This is a genomic window from Streptacidiphilus sp. MAP12-16 (genome assembly GCF_041262165.1).
Taxonomy (GTDB): domain Bacteria; phylum Actinomycetota; class Actinomycetes; order Streptomycetales; family Streptomycetaceae; genus Streptacidiphilus.
Genome location: NZ_JBGCBY010000005.1, coordinates 228,587 through 247,972, shown reverse-complemented (window position 1 = coordinate 247,972; position 19,386 = coordinate 228,587). Strand labels below are relative to the sequence as shown.

Below are 19,386 nucleotides of genomic sequence, written 5' to 3'. Positions count from 1 at the left end.
CTGCCCCGGTCGGTCTACTTGTCTTCGCTCTGCTTCTTCTCTTCGGCCTGCTTCTTCTCTTCGGCCTGCTTCTGCGCCAGCTGCCTCGCGGCAGCCCTGCGCTCGGCGTCGGCCTGCTTCTTCGCGTCCTGGATCTGGCGCTTGGCCGCCGTCGCGTAGATGTCCACGTACTCCTGGCCGGAGAGCCGCATGATCTCGTACATGACCTCGTCGGTCACCGAGCGCAGGATGAAGCGGTCGTTCTCCATGCCGTGGTAGCGGGAGAAGTCCATCGGCGTGCCGATGCGGATGCCGGGCCGGACGCCGAAGTTCGGCTTGACCTGGCCGGGCGGCTGCAGCTTCTCGGTGTCGATCATGGCGACCGGGATCACCGGCGCGCCGGTGGCCAGGGCGATCCGGGCCAGCCCGCCGACCTTGCCGCGATAGAGCTTGCCGTCGGGCGAGCGCGTCCCCTCCGGGTACACACCGAACAGCTCGCCCCGCTCGATCACCTCGATACCGCTGCGGATCGCCGCCTCACCCGCGCCGCGCACGCCGGACCGGTCCACCGGGAGCTGGCCGACGCCGCGGAAGAACGCGGCCGTCAACTTGCCTTTCACGCCCGTGCCGGTGAAGTACTCCGACTTCGCGATGAAGGTCACCCGGCGCTTCATCAGCGCGGGCAGGAAGAACGAGTCGGAGAAGGAGAGGTGGTTGCTGGCCAGGATGGCAGGGCCGTCTGCGGGGATGTTGTCCATCCCCTCGACCCACGGACGGAAGAAGATCTTCAGCAGTGGAGCGACGATCATCTTCATCAGTCGGTAGAACAACCCTGGCCTCCAGATTCACGAACCACCCAGAACCTTAGCCGCTCGTGCTCGACTACTGTGCTTGCCAGGGGGCGACCCCGACCTCCCGAAACTGTACGGCTGCCGGGGGCGCATGGGACGATGCCGGTCACCCCCTTGTCTTGCGTTGCCGTTCGGAAGGAGCCGCGATGCCGCTCATGCCCGGTGCCGAGCCGTACCGCCACCACGGCGGACCGGTCGGAGTCCTGGTGTGCCACGGGTTCACCGGCTCACCGGTCTCGATGCGGCCCTGGGCCGAGGCCGCCGCCGCGGAGGGCCTCAGCGTGTCCCTGCCGCTGCTTCCCGGCCACGGTACGCAGTGGCGTGACCTCAACATCACCCGCTGGCAGGACTGGTACGCCACGGTCGAGCGCGAGTTCGATCTACTGGCGAAGGAGTGCGATCAGGTCTTCCTCTTCGCCCTCTCGATGGGCGGCGCCCTCTGCCTGCACCTCGCAGCACAGAAGGGGACGGCCGTGTCCGGCCTCGTCCTGGTGAACCCGCTGGTGAAGATGCCCGGACGCTCGCACCACGCGCTGCCGCTGGCGCGGCACCTGGTGCCCAGCCTGCCGGGGATCGCCAACGACATCGCCAAGCCGGGGGTCAGCGAGGGCGGCTACGACCGCACGCCGCTGCACGCGGCGCACTCCATGGCGCAGCTGGCCCGCATGGTCCAGTCCGAACTGCCGCAGGTCACCCAACCACTGCTGCTGTTCCGCAGCCCGCAGGACCATGTGGTCCCGCCGGACAGCTCCCGGCTGCTGCTCTCCAGAGTCTCCTCCACGGACGTGGAGGAGCGGTTGTGCGAGCAGAGCTTCCACGTGGCGACCCTGGACCACGACGCCGAGATGATCTTCGAGGGCAGCCTCGACTTCGTTCGGCGTCTCGCGCCCGCGGCGAAGGGGTGACCGCCGTGCCCGAGCTGCCGGAGGTCCCCGAGCGCCCGGACGTTCCCGAGGAGCGCCCGGGGCAGGGCGATCCCGCCCAGGCCGACTCCGCGCAGTCCGATACGGTCCAGAGCGGCCCGGCGATGGAGCGTGCCAGCGACGACGAGCTGTTCGCGCGGCTCGTCGCGGACTTCGACACTCCGGTCGACGCCGATTCGCGGTCCTGGCCGGCGGCCGAGGACGTGGCCGATCTCGCGCCGCAGCCGCGTCCGCGACCGATGATCAACCCGCTGCCGGTGGTGCGGGCCATCCCGCCGGTGGACCCGCGCGCCTGGACACCGGAGGAGGACCCGGACGACGACCACTTCGTCCCGCCGCCGCCACCGCCGCTGCCCCGCACCGAGACCGCCACCCGGCTGGCCGTCGCCGCCGTGGTGGGCGGCGTGATCCTGACCCTGGTAGCTGGCATCGGCCAACTGCCGGGCATGGCCGCGTTCCTGGGCGTGGGCCTGTTCGTGGGCGGGGTCGCCACCCTGATCTCCCGAATGCGGGACGACGAGGAGGACGACGACGACCCGCACAACGGCGCGGTGGTCTAGGAGAGGGGCTGGGAGCCGTCGATCCCGGACCCACCGATCCCGGACCCACCGGTCCGGGGCCCTCCGGCCTGAGGAATCCGCAGCACCGCGAGCACCGGCAGATGGTCCGTCGCGACGGCGAGGTCGGCCTCCCGAACGCCCGGCAGCCGGTCCGGGACCCCGCAGGCCAGCACCTGCACGTTCGGTGTGGCGAAGACCGCGTCGATCCGCTGGTACGGCTTCCCGGGCCCCGCCGTGAACTGGGACCCCCAGGGGGCGGTGGCCCAGCCGTCCTGGAGACGTCCGGCCAGCAGTTCCCAGCCGGGATCGCCGGGGTGCTCATTGAAGTCCCCGCCGACCACCGCGCCGACCGCTGCGCCGTTCGCCCCGCCCTTCACCCCGCCGTTCGCCTCCGGGTGTTCGGCCAGCCCGTCCAACTGCTCCAGCAGCAGCCGGCACTCCAGGTACCGCTCCTCCGCCTTCAGCGAGAGATGACAACTCGTCAGCGAGAACGGCGCGGCCCCGCCGATGCGCACGACCGCGGTCGCGAACCCCCGCTGGTGCAGTCCGGGCATCCGGGGCAGCAGCACGTCGTGGACCGACAACGGCATCACCCGCAGCCGCCCGAGCAGCAGCGGACCCGAGGCGCTCGGGCCCCCCGAGAGCACCATCAGTCCGGTGGACCGCGCCAACCAGGCGGCCTGCTGCCGGGGGAACCAGAAGCGCGGCGACTCCTGCACGCACACCAGGTCGGGCGCACAGGCGCGGATCACGCGGACCAGCGCCGTACGGTCGTCACGGAGTGAACGGATGTTGTAGCTGAGCAACCGGACCACTTCGGAGCCGTCGGGCTGCGGTCCTGAGGCGGGGAGATCGTCGGCGTCCATGGGCCGAGTCTGGCATCGCGACCCGGCCGCGGACAGGATGCCGGGGCCGGCCGGCCCGACGTGGCGGGTGATGGGCATGCCCCGAGCGGGCCGACGACTCCGCGAACCCGCAGGCTCAGACCTGGCGGGCCAGGTCGCCCGCGCCGACGATGCCGGCCGCCGATCCGAGCGACGCGAGTACCACCTCGGCGCGCGGCCGGTGGACCCCGCCGATCAGAAACTTCTCGAACGCCTTGGCCACCGGGTCGAGCAGCAGGCTGCCGGAGTCGGAGACCCCGCCGCCGAGCACGAACACGGCCGGGTCGAACAGCGAGGCGAGGTCGCTCATGCCGCGTCCGAGCCAGTCCGCGAGCTCGTCGTAGACCTCCAGGGCGAGCGGGTCGCCCTCCTCCGCCGCCTGGGTGATCTGGCTGCCGGTGATGGTGTCGGCGATGCCCTCGTTGAGCTCCAGCAGGCGCTTGGCGAGGACGGGTTCGACGGCGGCGCGCTCGCGGCCGTAGCGGCGCAGCGCGCGGCCCGAGGCGTACTGCTCCCAGCAGCCCTTGGATCCGCAGCCGCAGGGAAGGCCGTCCGGAACCATATTGAGGTGGCCGATCTCCCCGGCCACGCCGAAGCTGCCCCGGTACATCCGGCCGTCGAGGACGATGCCGCCGCCGATGCCGGTGCCCACCGTGATCATGATCATGTCGTTGTGCGGGGCCGCCGCGCCGAAGCGGAACTCGCCCCAGGCGGCGGCGTTCGCGTCGTTCTCGATGACCGTGGGCAGCAGGACCAGGTCCTCGATCCGGGCCTTGAGCGGCTCGTTCTCCCAGTTGATGTTGGGAGCCATGAGCACGGTGGAGCGAGCGCGGTCGATGTAGCCGGGCGCGCCCACGCCCACCGCCGTGATCTCGTGCTGCGCCTGCAACTCCTTGATGGCGTCCGCGATGGCGCCGACCGCCCATTGCGGATCGGCGGGGGTGGGTACCCGGGTGCGGGCCAGGATCTCGCCGTTCTCATCGACGACCCCGGCCGCGATCTTGGTACCCCCGACGTCGACGCCGATGGTCAGTCCCATGTGTCCCTCAGTCTCCGCTGGCTTCCCCGTTGGCCGGTACCGTACCCGCCCGCGCAGGGTCAGGTACACACCTGTGCGTACATTAGCCGAAGACAAGGTGTTTGAGTGAGGGCGCCGACCCTTCAGAAGTCGTAGTCAGTCGAGGTCGATGTGCTCCGTGGACGCCGGCTTCTCGGCCGTCCATCGGCGCTCCGAGGCGGACACCGCCGCACGGTACGCGGCGAGCAACTCGCCGCCGGCCGCGATGAGGTGCCCGTACACCTCGGGGTGCTTGCTGCGCAGCGGGGCGGCGAGGTTCTGCAGCGCGCCGAGGCTGTCGCCGCCGCTCACCGCGGAGGAGGCCGCGGTCACCTTCTCACCGAGGCTGGTCGCGAACTTGCGGACCTCCTCGACCAGGGGCGTCAGTTCGGGACCGAAGAGGTCCGCCGGCGAGGACGGCTCGGCCTTGACCTGCTCGCCCTTCGCCTGCTCCTTGGCGTCCTCCGCCACGGCCTCGGCCCAGACGTCCTCGTCGTGGCGATCGTCGGCAGTCGTCATGGTGCTGCTCCTTCTACAAGCTCCGAGGGGACTTCACCGACGCTACCCGAAGCTGCCTGGTACGTCGGTGTTCTGACGCAACGCGCTAAGGAGGGTGCCTAACGGCGGGGCCAGAGCTGCGGGTCGGGTGCGAACCGCACCGCGAGCACGCCCTCGCGCAGCGCCGCGCCGGCGACCGAGCAGCGGCGCAGGGCCGAGGGCAGGGTCAGCGTGCGCCGGTAGGGGCCGACGCCGAGCACCAGGTCGTCGCCGCGCCGGACCAGGTCCAGATCGCGGCGCTGCGCTCCGGGCAGCGGGATCCGCCACACCAGCACGCGCTCGTCGGTGTCCAGCAGGTCGTCCACGACCCAGCCCGCGGACGGTGCCTCGGCCGCTCCCACCGTGAGCGCGTCTCCGTCGGCGAGCTCGGCCAGGTCCGCGTATCCGTGCGGCTCCCGACCGGCGTGCGGCACCCCGTGCACCGGTGCGTCCCAGTCCGCGCGGAGGGCGGCGAGCTGGTGTCGCTGCTCCCGGTGCAGCGAGGCGAGGAAGGGGGTGGCACCGTCCGGAACCAGGCGATTGACCAGCACGGACTCCACCCGCTGGCCGTGCAGCGCCAGGCCGGCGCGGGCGTGCCGCAGCGCGGCCACGGCCAGCGGTCCGGCCGGGGCGTCGACCACCAGCCGAACCGTGGTGCCGGGCGCACCGGTGATCGCGCGGACCTCGGCGAGCTCGGCGGCGGCCCAGCCTCGCGCCTCGAAGATCCAGTCGGCGGGCATCGGCACTCCGGCGACGGCCGCCAGCACCGGGCGAAGCGCGCGGGCGGCCTGGCGATTTTCGGGGACGAGCCGTCCCAGGTAACGGTCCAGCTGTTCGGGCAGCGCGAGCGCGGCGAGCAGCTCGGCGACCGGGGGCGCGTCCACCACCACCACGTCCCAGCGGCCCGACGCCCCGTAGGTGCGCAGCGCGTCCAGCAGGGCGAGGTGGGCGGAGCCGGGCAGGGCGCTGAGCTCGTCGCGCTCCAGCGGGTCCACGCCGAGCAGGTCGAACAGCGGCTTCGCGCGACCGAGCAGGCGGGCGGCGGCGTCCCTGAACGCGCTCTGCTGGTCGAGCCGTGCGACGGAGAGGCCGGGATGCAGCTCCTGCGGAGCGGGTTCGAGCTCGGCCTCCAGCAGCCGGTCGAGCGTGCGGTGCGGGTCGTCGGCTGCGAGCAGCAGGGTGCGCCTGCCGGTCGCGGCGGCGTGCCGGGCGGTCGCGGCGGCGAGCGTGGTGCGCCCACCGCCGCCGTTGCCACTGACCAGCACGACGCGCGGCGCCTCGACGGTCATCAGACCTCTACGCCGGAGTCGCTCTGCGCCCCGCCGGTGACCTCCGGCTGGGACTCGACGCGCTTCTTCAGCCCGGCCAGGGCCCGGTCGATGATGACCTTCTCGGCCTTGCGCTTGATCATTCCGAGCATCGGGATCTTGACGTCCACGGCCAGCTGGTAGGTGACCTCGGTTCCGCCGCTGGTCGCGGCCAGTGTGTAGGAGCCGTCCAGGGCCTTCAGCATCTGGCTCTTCACCAGGGTCCAGCTGACCTGCCGGTCGCCGTCCCAGGTGTAGGCGAGGACGTGCTCGTCCTTGATGGCGCCCGCGTCCAGGAGGAGGCGCACCTGCTCGGCGCGGCCGTCCACGCCCGGCGCCAGCACCTCGATCTCCTTGACCTCGCCGGTCCACGCCGGATAGGCGGCGAAGTCCGCGATCACCGCCATGATCTGGGTCGGGGTCGCCTCGATCGTGGTGCTCGACCTGGTGTGCTCCGCCATCGGGGTGGCCTCCGCGTCTCGACTTGCAGCTGACAGCAGGAAGGCTATCGCCTCACCACTCAAGCACCCAGGGCCGCCCGGTGGAACGGAAGTGACCGACGTTGACGCACTCGCTGCGACCGATCCGCATCCGCCGCGCGAGCGGCTGGTGGACGTGTCCGAAGAGGACGTGTCCGGGCCTGGTCGCGTGGATCGCGTCGAGGATCGCCTCGCTGCCGCGCTCGAAGCGCCGGGCCACCGTGTCGTAGGTGAGCTCGGGGACGGCGGGCGGGATGTGGCTGCACAGCACGTCGACCCGGCCGAGGGCAGCGACCTTGGCGGCGTAGGTCTCCTCGTCGATCTCGTACGGGGTGCGCATCGGAGTGGGCAGCCCGCCGCCGACGAAGCCGAAGGTGCGTCCGCCGATTTCGACGACCTGGCCGTCGAGGACGCTCACACCGTCCCTCGCGTACTCCGGCCACAGCCTCGGCATGTCGACATTGCCGTAGGTGGCGTAGGTGGGGGTGGGGAAGGCCGCGAAGAGCTCCGCGTACTGGCGGCGCACGGCCTGCTCGGTGGCCTGCTCGCGGTCGACGTCCAGGTTCGCCCACAGGGTCCGGGAGAACTCCTTCGCCTCCTGGAAGCGCCGGGCGTTGCGCAGCGCGACGATCTTCGTCGCGTTCTCGGCGCCGAACAGGTCCGGGAAGATTCCGCGTGAGTGGTCCGCGTAGTCAAGGAAGAGGATGAGGTCGCCGAGACAGAGCAGGGCGTCCGCCCCGTCCCCGGCCCGAGCCAGCGCCTCGCCGTTGCCGTGTACGTCACTGACCACATGCACCCGCATGCAGTCACCCTATCGACCAGCTGGTTACCGGCGGGTCATGCCTGCGCTGGCGTAGTCTTCGGCCGAAGGGATACGTGAGGAATGTGCGGCCGATCCGGGTCTGACGACACGCCACAATCCGGAAACCTGCCGCTCACGGGAATGTGACACAGGAAACATATTCGCCTCCGCCCCTACCGGACCCCTGCTACTGAGCAGTAACGTCCTGGCGTCCCGCAGCGTCGCAGACCGAGGAGCAGTCTTGCGCGAGTTCAGCCTTCCGGCTCTTTACGAGGTGCCGAGCGGCGCAAACCTCACCGACCTGATCCACCGCAACGCCGAGCGGCATCCGGCGGTCGCCGTGGTGAGCCGCAAGGTCGACGGGCAGTGGGAGGACCTCACGGCCGTTGAGTTCCTGGCCGAGGTGCGCGCCGCCGCCAAGGGCCTGATCGCCTCCGGCGTCGGCCCCGGCGACCGGGTCGGGCTGATGTCCCGCACCCGCTACGAGTGGACGCTGCTCGACTTCGCGATCTGGTGCGCCGGAGCGGTCACCGTCCCGGTCTACGAGACCTCGTCCGCCGAGCAGGTCGAATGGATACTCGGCAACTCCGGCGCGGTCGCGTGCATCGCGGAGCTGCCCCGCCACGAGCGGGTGATCGGCGAGGTGCGCGAGCGACTCCCGGAGCTCAAGCAGGTGTGGCAGATCGAGTCCGGAGCACTTGGGGACCTGGCGAGATCCGGCAAGGACGTCCCCGACGAGACCGTGGACGAGCGCCGCTCCGCCCTCGGCCCCGACACCCTCGCCACCATCGTCTACACCTCGGGTACCACCGGACGCCCCAAGGGCTGCCAGCTCACCCACTCCAACTTCATGAGCGAGCTGGGCAACATCGTCGCCCGGCTGCAGCCGCTGTTCCGCACCGGCGACTCCTCCGTCCTGCTCTTCCTCCCGGAGGCGCACGTCCTGGGCCGGATCGCGGAGATCTCCGCCGTGCTCGCGCCGATCAAGATCGGGCACCTCCCGGACATCAAGGAGGTCGTGGCCGAGCTCAGCGCGTTCAAGCCGACGCTGATCCTCGGCGTCCCGCGGGTCTTCGAGAAGGTCTACAACTCGGCTCGTGCCAAGGCCCAGGCCGAGGGCAAGGTCAAGATCTTCGACCGGGCCGCTGACACCGCCATCGCGTACAGCCGCGCCCTGGACAACGGAGGCGCCTCGATCGGCCTCAAGCTGCGGCACAGGATGTTCGACGCCCTCGTCTACAGCAAGCTCCGCGCGGCCCTCGGTGGCCGGGCCACCCACGCGATCTCCGGCGGCGCGCCGCTCGGCGAGCGCCTGGGGCACTTCTACCGCGGCATCGGCTTCACCGTCCTGGAGGGCTACGGCCTCACCGAGACCTGTGCGGCCACCGCCTTCAACCCGCACGACGAGCCGCGCATCGGCAGCGTCGGCCAGCCCCTGCCCGGCTCCGCGATCCGCATCGCCGACGACGGCGAGGTGCTGCTCAAGGGCCCGCAGGTGTTCACCGGCTACTGGCAGAACCCCGACGCCACCGCCGAGGCCCTGAAGGACGGTTGGTTCGCCACCGGCGATATCGGCCAGCTGGATGCCGACGGCTACCTCACCATCACCGGCCGCAAGAAGGAGATCATCGTCACCGCCGGCGGCAAGAACGTCGCCCCGGCCGTGATCGAGGACCGGATCCGGGCCCACCCGCTGATCGGCGAGTGCATGGTGGTCGGCGACCGCAAGCCCTTCATCGCCTGTCTGATCACCGTCGACCCGGAGTTCTTCCCCACCTGGAAGAAGCTCAACAACAAGCCGGACTCGGCCACCGTGACCGACCTGCTCGGGGACGCCGACCTGATCGCCGCCGTCCAGTCCGCGGTGGACGACGGCAACGCGGCGGTCTCCCACGCCGAGGCCGTGAAGAAGTTCCACATCCTCGACACCGTCCTCTCCGAGGACTCGGGCCACCTCACCCCCTCCCTGAAGCTCAAGCGCGCCATGGTCCTCAAGGACTTCTCGGCGGAGATAGAAGCCCTCTACACCTCCCGCTAGCGGCACCACAGCAAGGGGCGCGAGGCTCCGCTTGATTGAACGCGTGCGCGACCAACGGCCCACGAGGTGCACGGTCGGCAGCTCAGTTCCTCCGCCCTTCCTTTGCCGGCGCAGCCTCAGAGCAGCGCGGCCAAGCGGTCGGCCAGCAGGTCCCAGCGCCAGCTCTGCTCGACCCAGGCCCTGCCCCGCGCGCCCAGGCGGGCGCGCAGGGCCGGGTCCTGGAGCAGCGTCAGCAGACGGTCGGTGAGGGCGTCCAGGCCGTGGCCTGGGACAACAAAGCCGGTCTCGCCCTCCAGGACGGCGTCGGGGGCACCGCCGGAGTCGCCCGCGACGACAGGCAGTCCGGTGGCGGAGGCCTCCAGGTAGACGATGCCGAGCCCCTCCACGTCCAGGCCACCGCGCCGGGTCCGGCAGGGCATCGCGTAGACGTCGCCCGCGCCGTAGTGGGCGGGGAGCTCGGCCCAGGGGACGGCGCCGGTGAAGCGGACCGAGGCGGCGACGCCGGTGTCGGCCGCCAGCCGCTCCAGGTCCGCGCGGTACGGGCCGCCGCCGACGATCAGCAGCACGGTGTCCGGCTCCGCAGCGAGGATCCGGGGCAGCGCGCGGATCAGCGTGTCCTGGCCCTTGCGGCGCACCAGCCGCGAGACGCAGACGATGACCGGGCGCGAGCTGAGTCCGAGCCGGGCGCGGACCTCCGCGCCCCCCGAGTCGGGGTGGAAGGTCTTCTCGTCCACGCCCGGAGGGACCTGCGCCATCCGGGCCGCCGCCTCGGGTCCGACGGCGGCGGCGATCCGCGAGCGGGTGTACTCGCCCAGGTAGGTGAGGGTGTCCGTGCCCGCGCCGATGCGCCGCAGCAGTTGCCGGGAGGCGGGGAGCTGGGCCCACGCGGCCTCGTGACCGTGCGTCATGCCGAGCAGGCGGGACGCCCCGGCCCTGCGAAGCGCGGGCGCCATCAGCCCCAGCGGGGCCGCCGCGCCGAACCAGACCGAGCCGCAGCCCTCGGCCTTGAGGATCTCGGCGGCCCGCCGGCTGACCCTGGGCGTGGGCAGCAGCATCGTGGTGCGGTCACGGATCACCTGGAACGGCTGCTCGGCGTCGAACCGGGCGACCTCACTGCCGTCCCGCCAGGTGGAGGCGTAGACGACGATCTGCTCAGCGGGCATCCGAACGGCCATGTTGTGGACGAAGGTCTGGATCCCGCCGGGGCGCGGCGGGAAGTCGTTGGTGACGACGAGCGTCTTGTTCATGGTCCTGCGACTGGCCCTTCCAGGTTCGGCGCGACGTCCTCGGTACGGCGTCCTCGGTACGGCGGTGCTTGATCCGTACGATAGGGCAGCGCTGCGACGGCACGGGCATCCGGACGGCCATGGTGTGTTCCGGCGCGCGCTGTCCCGTTTCCCTCTCAGTTCACGGGCGAGGATTCCATCACCACTCCGCCGAGCCCGCTCGCCCGATCCTCGGTACGGCCTGCCCGGCCGTCCGACGTGGGGGCTGATCCGGGGTCCGATCCGGGGTCCGACCTGCGGTCCGGCGGCTGGGCGGCGGGGTCGCGCGAAGCCTGGCGCGCGCCGGCGGTCCTCGGACTGTGCTGGGCGGCGACGCGCACGCTCCTGCTGCTCGGAGTGCTCGGCCTGGTGCCGCTCGGCAGCCAGGCGGTGAGCAGCGACGTGAAGGTCATCTACCAGGGCTGGGCGCAGGTCCTGCAGACCGGGACGTTCCCTCTCGACGACGTGACCTGGCAGTATCCTCCCCTGGCCGCACTGGTGATGGTGCTGCCGAGCTGGCTGCCGTGGTCCTACTTCACCGGTTTCCTGGTCCTCGTCGCATGCGGTGACGCGCTGGTGCTGGGCCTGCTGTTGCGGGCGGCCTCGCGGCGAAGCGACGGCAGCCGGTCGGGCGCCTGGCTGTGGGTGCTCGCGGTTCCGCTGCTCGGACCGACCGTCTACTGCCGTTTCGACCTGGTGGTCACTACCGTCGCCGTCACCGGGCTGCTGGCGACGACGGCCAGGCCCAGGCTGGGCGGAGCGCTCGCCGGGCTGGGTGCGCTGCTGAAGGTGTGGCCGGTGCTGACCGTCCTCGGCACGCCGCGCGGACACCGGACCAGGGACGTCTGGACCGCCCTGGTGCTCTCGGCGCTGGCGCTGTCCTTCTGCTGCGCCGTGACCATGGTCGGGGCCTTCTCCTTCCTGGACTTCCAGCAGAACCGGGGGGTGGAGGTCGAGTCGCTGGGGGCGCTGCCGTTCTACCTCGCGCACCTGCTGGGCTGGGGCGGCCACGCCGAGATGCACTACGGCTCGATGGAGTTCCTGGGCTCGGGTGTCCGGCTCGCGGGCGGGCTGCTGCTGGCGCTGTCGCTGGGCGCGTTCGGCTGGCTGCTGCTGTGGCGGGTACGGTCGCGGCGCTGGAGCGCGGCGACACCGTTCGACGCGGCGCTGGCGGCGCTGCTGCTGTTCACGGTGACCAGCAGGGTGATCAGCCCGCAGTACCTGGTGTGGCTGATCGGCACGGCCGCGGTGTGTCTGACGTCGCGTCGGACGACGCAGCGGCCGGTGGCCTGGCTGGTAGCCGCAGCGAGCGTGTTCACCGTGCTGGAGTTCCCGCTGTGCTTCGGCGACCTCGCGGCGTTCCGGCCGCTGGGCGTCTGCGTGCTGTTCGCCCGGAACCTGCTGCTGCTGGCGGCAGCGGTGGTCTCCTGCCGCAGGCTCTGGCTGCAGACGGTCAGCCGGGGCCCGTGACGGCTGCCCCGGCCCTGACCATTCCGGACAGGTCGGACCGCCACTGGGCGGTGAAGGCAGTCAGGCCGGTGCCGATGGTCTGCCGCAGAGCCGAGTCGACGGCGGCGTCCGGCCCGCCGCGCCCGCCAGTGGCGGCGAGCGCGTGGTAGAGCGCCACCAGCCGGGGCTGGCCGTGCCTGAGGACGACGCTGCGGCACGCGAACCATGCCTGCTCGTACGCCTGCGGCAGCCCGGGGGCCGAGCCGTCGAAAGCGTCGTCGGCGGGCAGGTGGTCGGGGACGCGCCCCGCCGCGAGGTCGACGATCAACTCCGGCGCGATCTGCTGCGGCGAGCGACCGGTGCCCAGGTAGCCGGTCCAGTTCGCGACGCCCTCGGACAGCCAGCGCGGCGTCCACTGCTCGGTGACCGCGCGGGTGGCCACATGGGTGGTCTCGTGCGTGGTGACAACCCGTCGGCCGAGGGCGTTGAGCCCGTCCCAGACCTGCGGGTTCACGGTGATCCGCTCGGTGCGGCCGGCCTCGGCGGGGCCGAGTTCACCAGTGGTGACGGCGGCGATGGAGGCGTAGCCGAGCGGGTCCGCGCCCAACAGGCGGCCGAACTGGTCCAGGCCCAGCGGGACCTGCAGGACCGTCCGCTGTCCCCAGGAGTCGCCCCACACGGCGCTCACGGCGGGCACGGCGCGGTCGGCCTCGACGGCGAAGGCCCGCAGCGCGTCCGCCCCGCGCAGGCCGAGGACCAGGCAGTAGCGGCCGTGCACGGCGTTCACGGGGCCGAGGTCCCACAGCTCCGCATCCCCGGCGCGGTCGCTGTCCGAGCTGAGCAGCCAGCTGCCGCCCTGGCGGGTGAAGGTCAGGTACTGGGTCGCCGTGACCGGCTGGGTGTCGAAGCCCGCGAGGCGGTAGGCCAGCTGGACCCGGACCGCGCGGCGCTCGGCCGGGTCGAGCGTGGGCGGCAGCGGGAAAGCGTCCAGGGCCTGCAGTTGGTAGTCCCAGGCGGCTGTCGGTACCTGGGCGAGGTTCCGCAGCATGGTGGACTGGCTGCTGCGCAGGGCCTGTGCGCCGGGTAGCAGGGTTGCCGCCAGTGCGCCCTGGTCGCGGGCGCGGACAGCGGCGGCGCGGCGGTCCAGGGCGTCCTGGATCGCTCGCCGCACCTCTGCGTCAGCCCCGGCTGAGGCAGTCCCCGGCGCGTGGTGGTGACCGCCGCGCCAGACCGCGCCGCCGAGGCCGCCCGCCGCGACCAGGGCGGCCCCGGCCGCGAGGACACCTCTTCTGCCCGCATCCATTAGTTCAGAGCCACCGTCATGTCAGACATCCCGCACCCGGAGGGTGCTGAAGATCTAGGCCGGGCTCGCACCCTCCTAGGCGTCAGATCCGGACCACCTCGGCGACGGGCATGGAACCGACCCGCTCGTAGCGGACCCTGGCCCCCGGGTAGGGGGCGTGGATGACCATGTCGTTGCCCGCGTACATCCCGACGTGGTGCATGTCGCCGTAGTAGATCACAAGATCCCCCGGCCTGGCCTCGCCGAGCGGGATCCGACGCCCCGCGTACGCCTGCTCCTGCGAGGTTCGGGGCAGGTCGACCCCGGCGTGCCGCCAGGACCAGTACATCAGGCCCGAGCAGTCGAACGCGCCCGGGCCGGTCGCTCCGTAGACGTAGGGCTTTCCCAGGACGCTTCGGGCGGCGGCGAGCGCGGCGGCGGCCCGGCTCGACGCGGGGCCCTGGTCGGGCGGGAGCGCCGCGTCCGCGAGCTGGGCCGCGGCACCTGCGGCGTCGCTCTCGTCCCGGCTCAGCGTGTCGCGCTGCCGCGCGGTGAGCCCGCCGAGCAGGGCCTGGGCGTGGCCGAGGCGCTGCTGGACCTGGGCCTTGCTGCCGGCGATGGTCCGTCGCACGGTCTCCAACTGGGACAGCTCCGACAGGGCTTCGGCCCGGTCCTGGGTGAGCTGCCGCTGGTCCGACCGGATCTCGTTCAGGGTCAGGGCCGCCGAGGAGTTCGCCTGGTCGAGCGTGGTGGCCCGGTCCAGGTACTGGTCCGGGCGGGCGCTGAACAGCATCTGCATCAGCGGGTCGAGACCGCCGCCCTGCCGGTACTCGGCCCCGGCGAGCGAACCCACCGACTGGACCAGCGTGTTGACATGCTGCTGCTCGTCCGCGACCCGCTGCTGCAGCAGGGCGGCCTGGTGCAGCAGCGCACGCTCCTGCTCGCGTGCGCCGTCGTACTGCTGTCCGGCGACCTCCGCCTGCGCGTAGAGGGTGTCGAGCTGCTGCCGTACGCCGTCGGCGGTGACCGGGGCGCCGGTGCCGGGCCCGCCGGGGTCGGCGAGGGCGCTGCCTCCGGCCGCGAGGACGGCAGCCGTCGCGGCCGCGACGCTCGCGGCCGTCCGGGAGAGCGCCGCCATGGCGGAGTACTGGCCCAGGGGTCGGGCTCGTCGGTGGGACGCCACGTGGGCGAGCTCCATTCGTCCGTTGCCGGGCCCGGCGGTCCGGCGGTCCTCCGTTGCCGCCCAGGAGGGCGGTCGACGACGCGGAGGGCCGAGCAGCAGACGTTAGCGAGTCGGACACATCGAGTCCAAACACCCAGCATGGCGAAAATGCGATCGAATGACGCATGTGCTGATGAAACGCCATGTCGCCGGGGGTCATCCCGGACAACGCGAAGGGCCCGACCCCTCGTTAGGGGTCGGGCCCGTACGGCCGTCCGGGTGGCCTCAGCGGTTCCCAGCCCGCTGTCGGCGGCTCACTGGGAGTCAGCTGCGGCTCAGATGTGGCGCATCGCGTAGATCGAGCCGATCTGGCCCATGGGCTCGTACTTGACCACGGTGCCGGTGTGCGGCGCGTGCAGGATCATGTTGTTGCCGGCATAGAAGCCGACGTGCGAGTCACCGTTGAAGAAGACCAGGTCGCCGACCTGCAGGTCGGCCGTGGAGGCGACCGCGGTGCCCGCGTTGATCTGGTCGTAGGTGGTACGCCCGATCGAGATGCCGGCCTGCGCGTAGGCCCACTCGGTCAGACCCGAGCAGTCGAACTCGTTGGGGCCGGTGGCGCCGTAGACATAGGTGTCGCCGAGCTTGGTCTGCGCGGCGGCGAAAGCGGTCGCCTCGGCCGAGTCGCCGGCCTTGGACGAACCGAGGTTCACCCGGCCGCTGCTGCCACGGCTGGCAGTGCCGCTACCACTGTTCGAGCTGGCGTTGTTCGCGGCGGCGAGGGCTGCCTGCTGCGAGGCGGTGAGGGAGTCCAGCTTGGCCTTGGCGGCGGCGAGCTTCTGCTGCACGGCGCTCTTGGACGCGGCCAGCTGCTTGCTGGTGGCGTCGAGGGCCTGGAGCTTGCTCTCTGCCTCGGCCTTCTCCTTGCCGAGCTGGGTCTGCTCGCTCTGCAGCTGAGCCAGCAGGCTCGCCTGGCTGCTGCCGACCTGCTGCGCCGCGGACGCCTTGTTCAGGTAGTCCGTGGGGTTCGACGCGAGCATCAGCGCGACCGTGGGGTCGATCGTGCCGGCGCGGTACTGGGCGCTGGCTATGGCGCCGAGGGCGGACGCCTTGGCGTTCACCGCGGCCTGCTGGCGCGCCACCTGGTCCTGCAGGGTGCTGGTCTGCCTCTGCAGCTGCTGCTGCTGGGCCTGCGCGGCGTCGTACTTCTGGACGGCGGTGTCGGCGTCCTGGTTCAGCTGGTCGATCTGCGCCTTGAGCTGAGCGGTGGTCTGCTGCGGCGCCGCCTGGGCCGACTGGGTCGCCGTCGCGGTGAGTGCGACGGTGGTGGCGGCAGCTGCGGTCAGCACGGATATCCGAGCGCGGCTGGGGGCTTTGGGACGACGATGGGACGCCACGAAGGCGAGCTCCTTCTTCCTACGGCCGCCTACCGGGTGAGCTGACGGGTTCGGGCTGGAAGACGTGCCCTACAACGCTTCACCGGCGGACCGGCCTGGCGTCGATTCACCCCGAGGAACATGGTTCCCCGGCTCCGAGACTGACGGCTATCCCCTGTGGGCGCCCCCCGGTTGGGGACGTCCTGCCGTGCGGTCGGACTCGGCGGAAACCCCCGCTGCCACCCGGTTGGGTGATCGACTTCGCGGTGGTTCGGTGGCTGACACTAGTGACCCAACCGTGATCCGTTCAAATCCTTGTAAGTAAAAACTCTCTAAGGTTGCGATGCCGTGTCAGAACATCAACCGAACGTAGTTGGAGTATGACCATCTGACGACGACATGGCGGTCAAAACGGTCATCGCCCCTGGAGGACTGAGACGCGAGTGACGTGAGTCACAACACGAGGTCAGCTCTTTCCCTTCGGTTCGTCAGAACCTGCGGATGGCCACGATCGAGCCGAAGTAGCTCAGCGGCTGAATCGAGACCGTGTAGCCGTACTGGGGAGCGTTCAGCAGCATCCCGTTGCCCGCGTAGAGCCCCACATGGGCACCGCCCTCGAGCACGATGATGTCGCCGACCTTCGCGTCCGCCAGCGACGCCACCGGGCTGCCCACCGTCTCGTCCGAGTACGAGTAGTGCGGCAGACTCACACCCGCGTGGGCGTAGGACCACATCACCAGGCCCGAGCAGTCGAACTCGTTCGGGCCCGCTCCGCCCATCGAGTAGGGGGCTATGCCGACCTTGCTCATCGCCGCCAGCATCGCGGTGCGGGCCGCCGACGAGATGCCGGACAGGTTGATCTGACTCACGGTCATGTGGTTGTCGACGGTTCCGGCGGAGCCGTAGTTGTTACCCCCGCCGCCGCCGGCGTTCACCTGCTTCTGCTGGGCCGGGGTCAGCGCGTTCAGCACGGACTGCGCGTGGTTGAGCCGGGCCTGAGCTGAGGCCTTGGCCTTCTGCATCTGGGTCAGCAGCGCCTGCTGGGCGCCGAGCTCCTGTGCGGCCTGGGCCTTCTCCCGGGCCAGCGTCTGCTCCTGCACCTGGAGCTGCGCCAGAACGGTCGCCTCGCTGCTGTTGAGCTCGCTCTGGGTGGACGCTTGGGTGAGGTAGTCAGTGGGGTCGGAAGCAAGCATCAGGGCCACCGTCGGGTCCACCCCGCCCTCCCGGTACTGGGCGCTCGCCATGGCGCCGAGCTGCGAGACCTCCTTGTTGACCTGGCCCTGCTGGCGGGCTATCTCGTCCTGCAGGAGGTTCACCTTCCGCTGCAGCGCCTGCTGCTGGAGCTGCGCGCCGTTGTACTGCTCCGTCGCCGCGGCGGCCGCCTTGCGGTCCGCGTCCACCTGGGACTTGGCCTGATCGGTGGTCAGCTTGGGGTCCGCGTGGGCAGCGGACTGCGCCGAGAGCGCGACGGCCGTCGCGGCGGCCGCGGTGAGAATCGACACGCGGGCACGGCTGGGCTGCTTGAGGCGACGGTGCGAGACCACAGGGGCTGAGTTCCCTTCGGGCGGCCGCCGTCCAACAGGCGGCACCCCCGAATTGCGCGGCCCTGGAGACAGCGGAAACCTCCGTATCGCCCGGACGGGCGATCAGCAGGACAGAGGTTCGAAGGCAGAGACTAGTGAGAGTGATGTGAACTTGTCGCCCTCGCGGAGAAGTCCGAGCAGATTTGAGCGCAATGTCGAGTTTGCGCTTCAACTCGGGTGCGGATGCTCGGGTGTGGCCGCTCAAGTGCGGATGAGCCGCTTCAGCAGCATCGCCGACGGCACCGGACGCGCACCCGCCTTCCGCACGCCCTCCGCCACCTCCCGGTCCGTCGACACCACGACCACCGGACGGCCCTCGGGCTCCGCCCGCACCAGACGGCGGATCAGCTCGTCCGCGGTCTCCCCCGACCGGCTGAACAGCACCCGCACCCCGCGCGGCGGGGCCATCGGCACCGGTGCGTCCAGATCCTTGCCGTCGAAGACGCAGGTGATCTCCGCGCCGCTGTGCGCGGCCAGCATCGACAGCCCGTTCAGCAGCCGCGCTCGCTGCTTCTCCAACGGCAGCGTCGGATAGCCGCTCTTGGTCACGTTGTAGCCGTCGACCACCAGATGCGCCTGCGGCAGCGCCAGCAGCTGGTCCAGCAGCGCCGGGTCGTCGGCGTCCAGCGCCCGCCTGGCCACGTCGTGCGGCGACGCGGTGGTCGGCGAGACCGCCTCCACGGTGTCGGCCGGACGGCCCGACAGCGGCGGCAGGCCAAGCTCCCGCTGCAGCCCCTGCGCCCCCTGGACCACCACGTCCAGCAGCAGCCGCAGCCGGATCTCCTCAGCACTGCGCCCCTCCCGGGAGGCGCGCTTGGACGCCTCCACGGCGGACTCGGCCTCGGCGAGCCGGTGCTTCAGCCTGCGGACCTCGCTGTCGACCGCACCTCGCTCGGTGGCCCCGGTCGAGCGCAGCGCCTCGAGTTCGGCGGCGACCTTGCGGGTGGCCGCCTCGGCGCGCTTGGTGTCGGCCTCCAGGCTGCGCAGCTTGCGGCGCAGCGAGTCCCGCTCCTTCTTGACCGTGTCCAGCTCGATCCGGCCCCGCTCGGCGTCGGCCCGGGTGGAGTCGCGTAGCGCGGCCAGCTCCACCTGCAGCTTCTCGACGAGCCTGGTGGCCTCTGCGGCCGCGCCCTCGGACTCGGCCCGCTCCACCTCCTCGCCCGCGTCGCCGACCAGCTTGCTCCAGCCGGCGGGACGCAGCAGGTACGCCACCGCGGCGACGTCCTGGGGGTCGGCGGCAGCCGGCACCCGCCCGGCTTCCAGCGCGCTGACCAGGTCAGGTTGGCCCTGTCGGACCCGCTCCGCTATCCGCGCCCGGAAACCCGGCTCGGTCTCCAGCGCGGCCGCGATGGCCGTGGCACCCCGCCGGGCCCGCTGGACCGGGGTGAACTTGGCATACGGGCGGAGCCGGTGCGGGAGCTCGGCGGCGGGCATGGCAGTCAGGGCGTCGGCGGCGATGCCGACGACCCGCCGCCGGACCCCTTCCGGCAGCGGCCGGTCCAGCCACTCGGCGGACTCCTCCGCGACGAGCCCGGACCCGGGCTCAGGCCCGGAGACGGACTCAGGCTCAGGCCCAGAATCGAGCTCAGGCTCAGACCCAGAGACGGACTCGGGCTCAGACCCAGAGACGGACTCGGGCTCAGACCCGGAGACGGACTCAGGCTCAGACCCGGAGACGGACTCAGGCCCGGAAACGAGCTCAGGCTCAGACCCAGAAACGGACTCGGGCTCAGACCCGGAGACGGACTCAGACCCGGAAACGAGCTCAGGCTCAGACCCGGAAACGGACTCAGGCTCAGACCCGGAAACGGACTCGGGCTCAGACCCAGAAACGAGCTCAGGCTCAGACCCG

The 19,386-nt window shown here is 71.4% G+C and carries 17 protein-coding genes and 1 riboswitch; of the genes, 4 read left to right on the top strand and 13 right to left on the bottom strand.

Annotation, left to right across the window (positions count from 1 at the left end; all coding sequences use genetic code 11):
- Positions 1-14: 14 nt before the first annotated feature.
- The gene (locus tag ABIA33_RS08495; RefSeq protein WP_370078852.1) at positions 15-809 is read right to left on the bottom strand and encodes a lysophospholipid acyltransferase family protein; all 795 of its coding nucleotides are present in this window, start codon (positions 807-809) and stop codon (positions 15-17) included.
- 167 nt (positions 810-976) lie between these two features.
- On the opposite strand from ABIA33_RS08495, the gene ABIA33_RS08490 reads away from it, so the two are divergent.
- Together ABIA33_RS08490 and ABIA33_RS08485 are read left to right on the top strand one after the other, a co-directional pair.
- Positions 977-1,735, top strand: a complete 759-nt coding sequence (locus tag ABIA33_RS08490; RefSeq protein ID WP_370078850.1) for an alpha/beta hydrolase — start codon at positions 977-979, stop codon at positions 1,733-1,735.
- A gap of 5 nt (positions 1,736-1,740) precedes the next feature.
- The gene (locus ABIA33_RS08485) at positions 1,741-2,313 is read left to right on the top strand and encodes a hypothetical protein (RefSeq protein ID WP_370078848.1); all 573 of its coding nucleotides are present in this window, start codon (positions 1,741-1,743) and stop codon (positions 2,311-2,313) included.
- On the opposite strand, the gene ABIA33_RS08480 is transcribed toward ABIA33_RS08485, so the two are convergent.
- From ABIA33_RS08480 to ABIA33_RS08455, 6 genes are all read right to left on the bottom strand, one after another.
- Entirely contained in the window at positions 2,310-3,179 is an 870-nt protein-coding gene (locus ABIA33_RS08480) for an endonuclease/exonuclease/phosphatase family protein (RefSeq protein ID WP_370078846.1), read from the bottom strand. The genes ABIA33_RS08485 and ABIA33_RS08480 overlap by 4 nt on opposite strands.
- A 115-nt stretch (positions 3,180-3,294) precedes the next feature.
- Entirely contained in the window at positions 3,295-4,236 is a 942-nt protein-coding gene (locus ABIA33_RS08475) for an ROK family glucokinase (RefSeq protein WP_370078844.1), read from the bottom strand.
- Between the two features lie 135 nt (positions 4,237-4,371).
- Positions 4,372-4,773 carry a DUF5304 family protein gene (locus tag ABIA33_RS08470; RefSeq protein ID WP_370078842.1) on the bottom strand — a complete coding sequence of 134 codons (402 nt, stop codon included), beginning with the start codon at positions 4,771-4,773 and terminating at the stop codon, positions 4,372-4,374.
- Positions 4,774-4,871: 98 nt separating this feature from the next.
- A complete protein-coding gene (locus ABIA33_RS08465) occupies positions 4,872-6,080 on the bottom strand; it encodes an ArsA family ATPase (RefSeq protein WP_370078840.1) in 1,209 nt (402 codons plus the stop codon).
- On the bottom strand, positions 6,080-6,559 hold the full coding sequence (locus tag ABIA33_RS08460; protein WP_370078838.1) for an SRPBCC family protein: 480 nt from the start codon (positions 6,557-6,559) through the stop codon (positions 6,080-6,082). The genes ABIA33_RS08465 and ABIA33_RS08460 overlap by 1 nt, the downstream gene beginning before the upstream one ends.
- Positions 6,560-6,611: 52 nt before the next feature.
- Positions 6,612-7,379, bottom strand: coding sequence for a metallophosphoesterase (locus ABIA33_RS08455; RefSeq protein ID WP_370078836.1), 768 nt, complete (start codon positions 7,377-7,379; stop codon positions 6,612-6,614).
- Positions 7,380-7,620: 241 nt separating this feature from the next.
- Between ABIA33_RS08455 and ABIA33_RS08450 the strand changes: the two genes are divergently transcribed.
- Positions 7,621-9,417 (top strand): long-chain fatty acid--CoA ligase, encoded by a 1,797-nt coding sequence (locus ABIA33_RS08450; RefSeq protein ID WP_370078834.1) that lies wholly within the window; start codon positions 7,621-7,623, stop codon positions 9,415-9,417.
- Between the two features lie 116 nt (positions 9,418-9,533).
- Here ABIA33_RS08450 and ABIA33_RS08445 read toward each other — a convergent pair whose 3' ends face one another.
- The gene (locus ABIA33_RS08445) at positions 9,534-10,664 is read right to left on the bottom strand and encodes a glycosyltransferase family 4 protein (protein WP_370078832.1); all 1,131 of its coding nucleotides are present in this window, start codon (positions 10,662-10,664) and stop codon (positions 9,534-9,536) included.
- 237 nt (positions 10,665-10,901) lie between these two features.
- On the opposite strand from ABIA33_RS08445, the gene ABIA33_RS08440 reads away from it, so the two are divergent.
- Complete coding sequence (locus tag ABIA33_RS08440; RefSeq protein ID WP_370078830.1) at positions 10,902-12,152, top strand: glycosyltransferase 87 family protein; 1,251 nt, start codon at positions 10,902-10,904, stop codon at positions 12,150-12,152.
- On the opposite strand, the gene ABIA33_RS08435 is transcribed toward ABIA33_RS08440, so the two are convergent.
- The 5 genes from ABIA33_RS08435 to ABIA33_RS08415 form a co-directional block, all read right to left on the bottom strand.
- Positions 12,136-13,434: a hypothetical protein gene (locus tag ABIA33_RS08435; RefSeq protein WP_370078828.1), complete on the bottom strand. Its 1,299-nt coding sequence runs from the start codon at positions 13,432-13,434 to the stop codon at positions 12,136-12,138. The genes ABIA33_RS08440 and ABIA33_RS08435 overlap by 17 nt on opposite strands.
- Positions 13,435-13,516: 82 nt before the next feature.
- Positions 13,517-14,596 carry an NlpC/P60 family protein gene (locus ABIA33_RS08430; RefSeq protein WP_370078826.1) on the bottom strand — a complete coding sequence of 360 codons (1,080 nt, stop codon included), beginning with the start codon at positions 14,594-14,596 and terminating at the stop codon, positions 13,517-13,519.
- Positions 14,597-14,910: 314 nt separating this feature from the next.
- Entirely contained in the window at positions 14,911-15,972 is a 1,062-nt protein-coding gene (locus ABIA33_RS08425) for an NlpC/P60 family protein (protein WP_370078824.1), read from the bottom strand.
- A gap of 10 nt (positions 15,973-15,982) precedes the next feature.
- A riboswitch (cyclic di-AMP (ydaO/yuaA leader) is annotated at positions 15,983-16,128 on the bottom strand.
- A gap of 311 nt (positions 16,129-16,439) precedes the next feature.
- Positions 16,440-17,453 carry an NlpC/P60 family protein gene (locus ABIA33_RS08420; protein WP_370078823.1) on the bottom strand — a complete coding sequence of 338 codons (1,014 nt, stop codon included), beginning with the start codon at positions 17,451-17,453 and terminating at the stop codon, positions 16,440-16,442.
- A gap of 282 nt (positions 17,454-17,735) precedes the next feature.
- Positions 17,736-18,968 carry an NYN domain-containing protein gene (locus tag ABIA33_RS08415; protein ID WP_370078821.1) on the bottom strand — a complete coding sequence of 411 codons (1,233 nt, stop codon included), beginning with the start codon at positions 18,966-18,968 and terminating at the stop codon, positions 17,736-17,738.
- Positions 18,969-19,386: the final 418 nt, after the last annotated feature.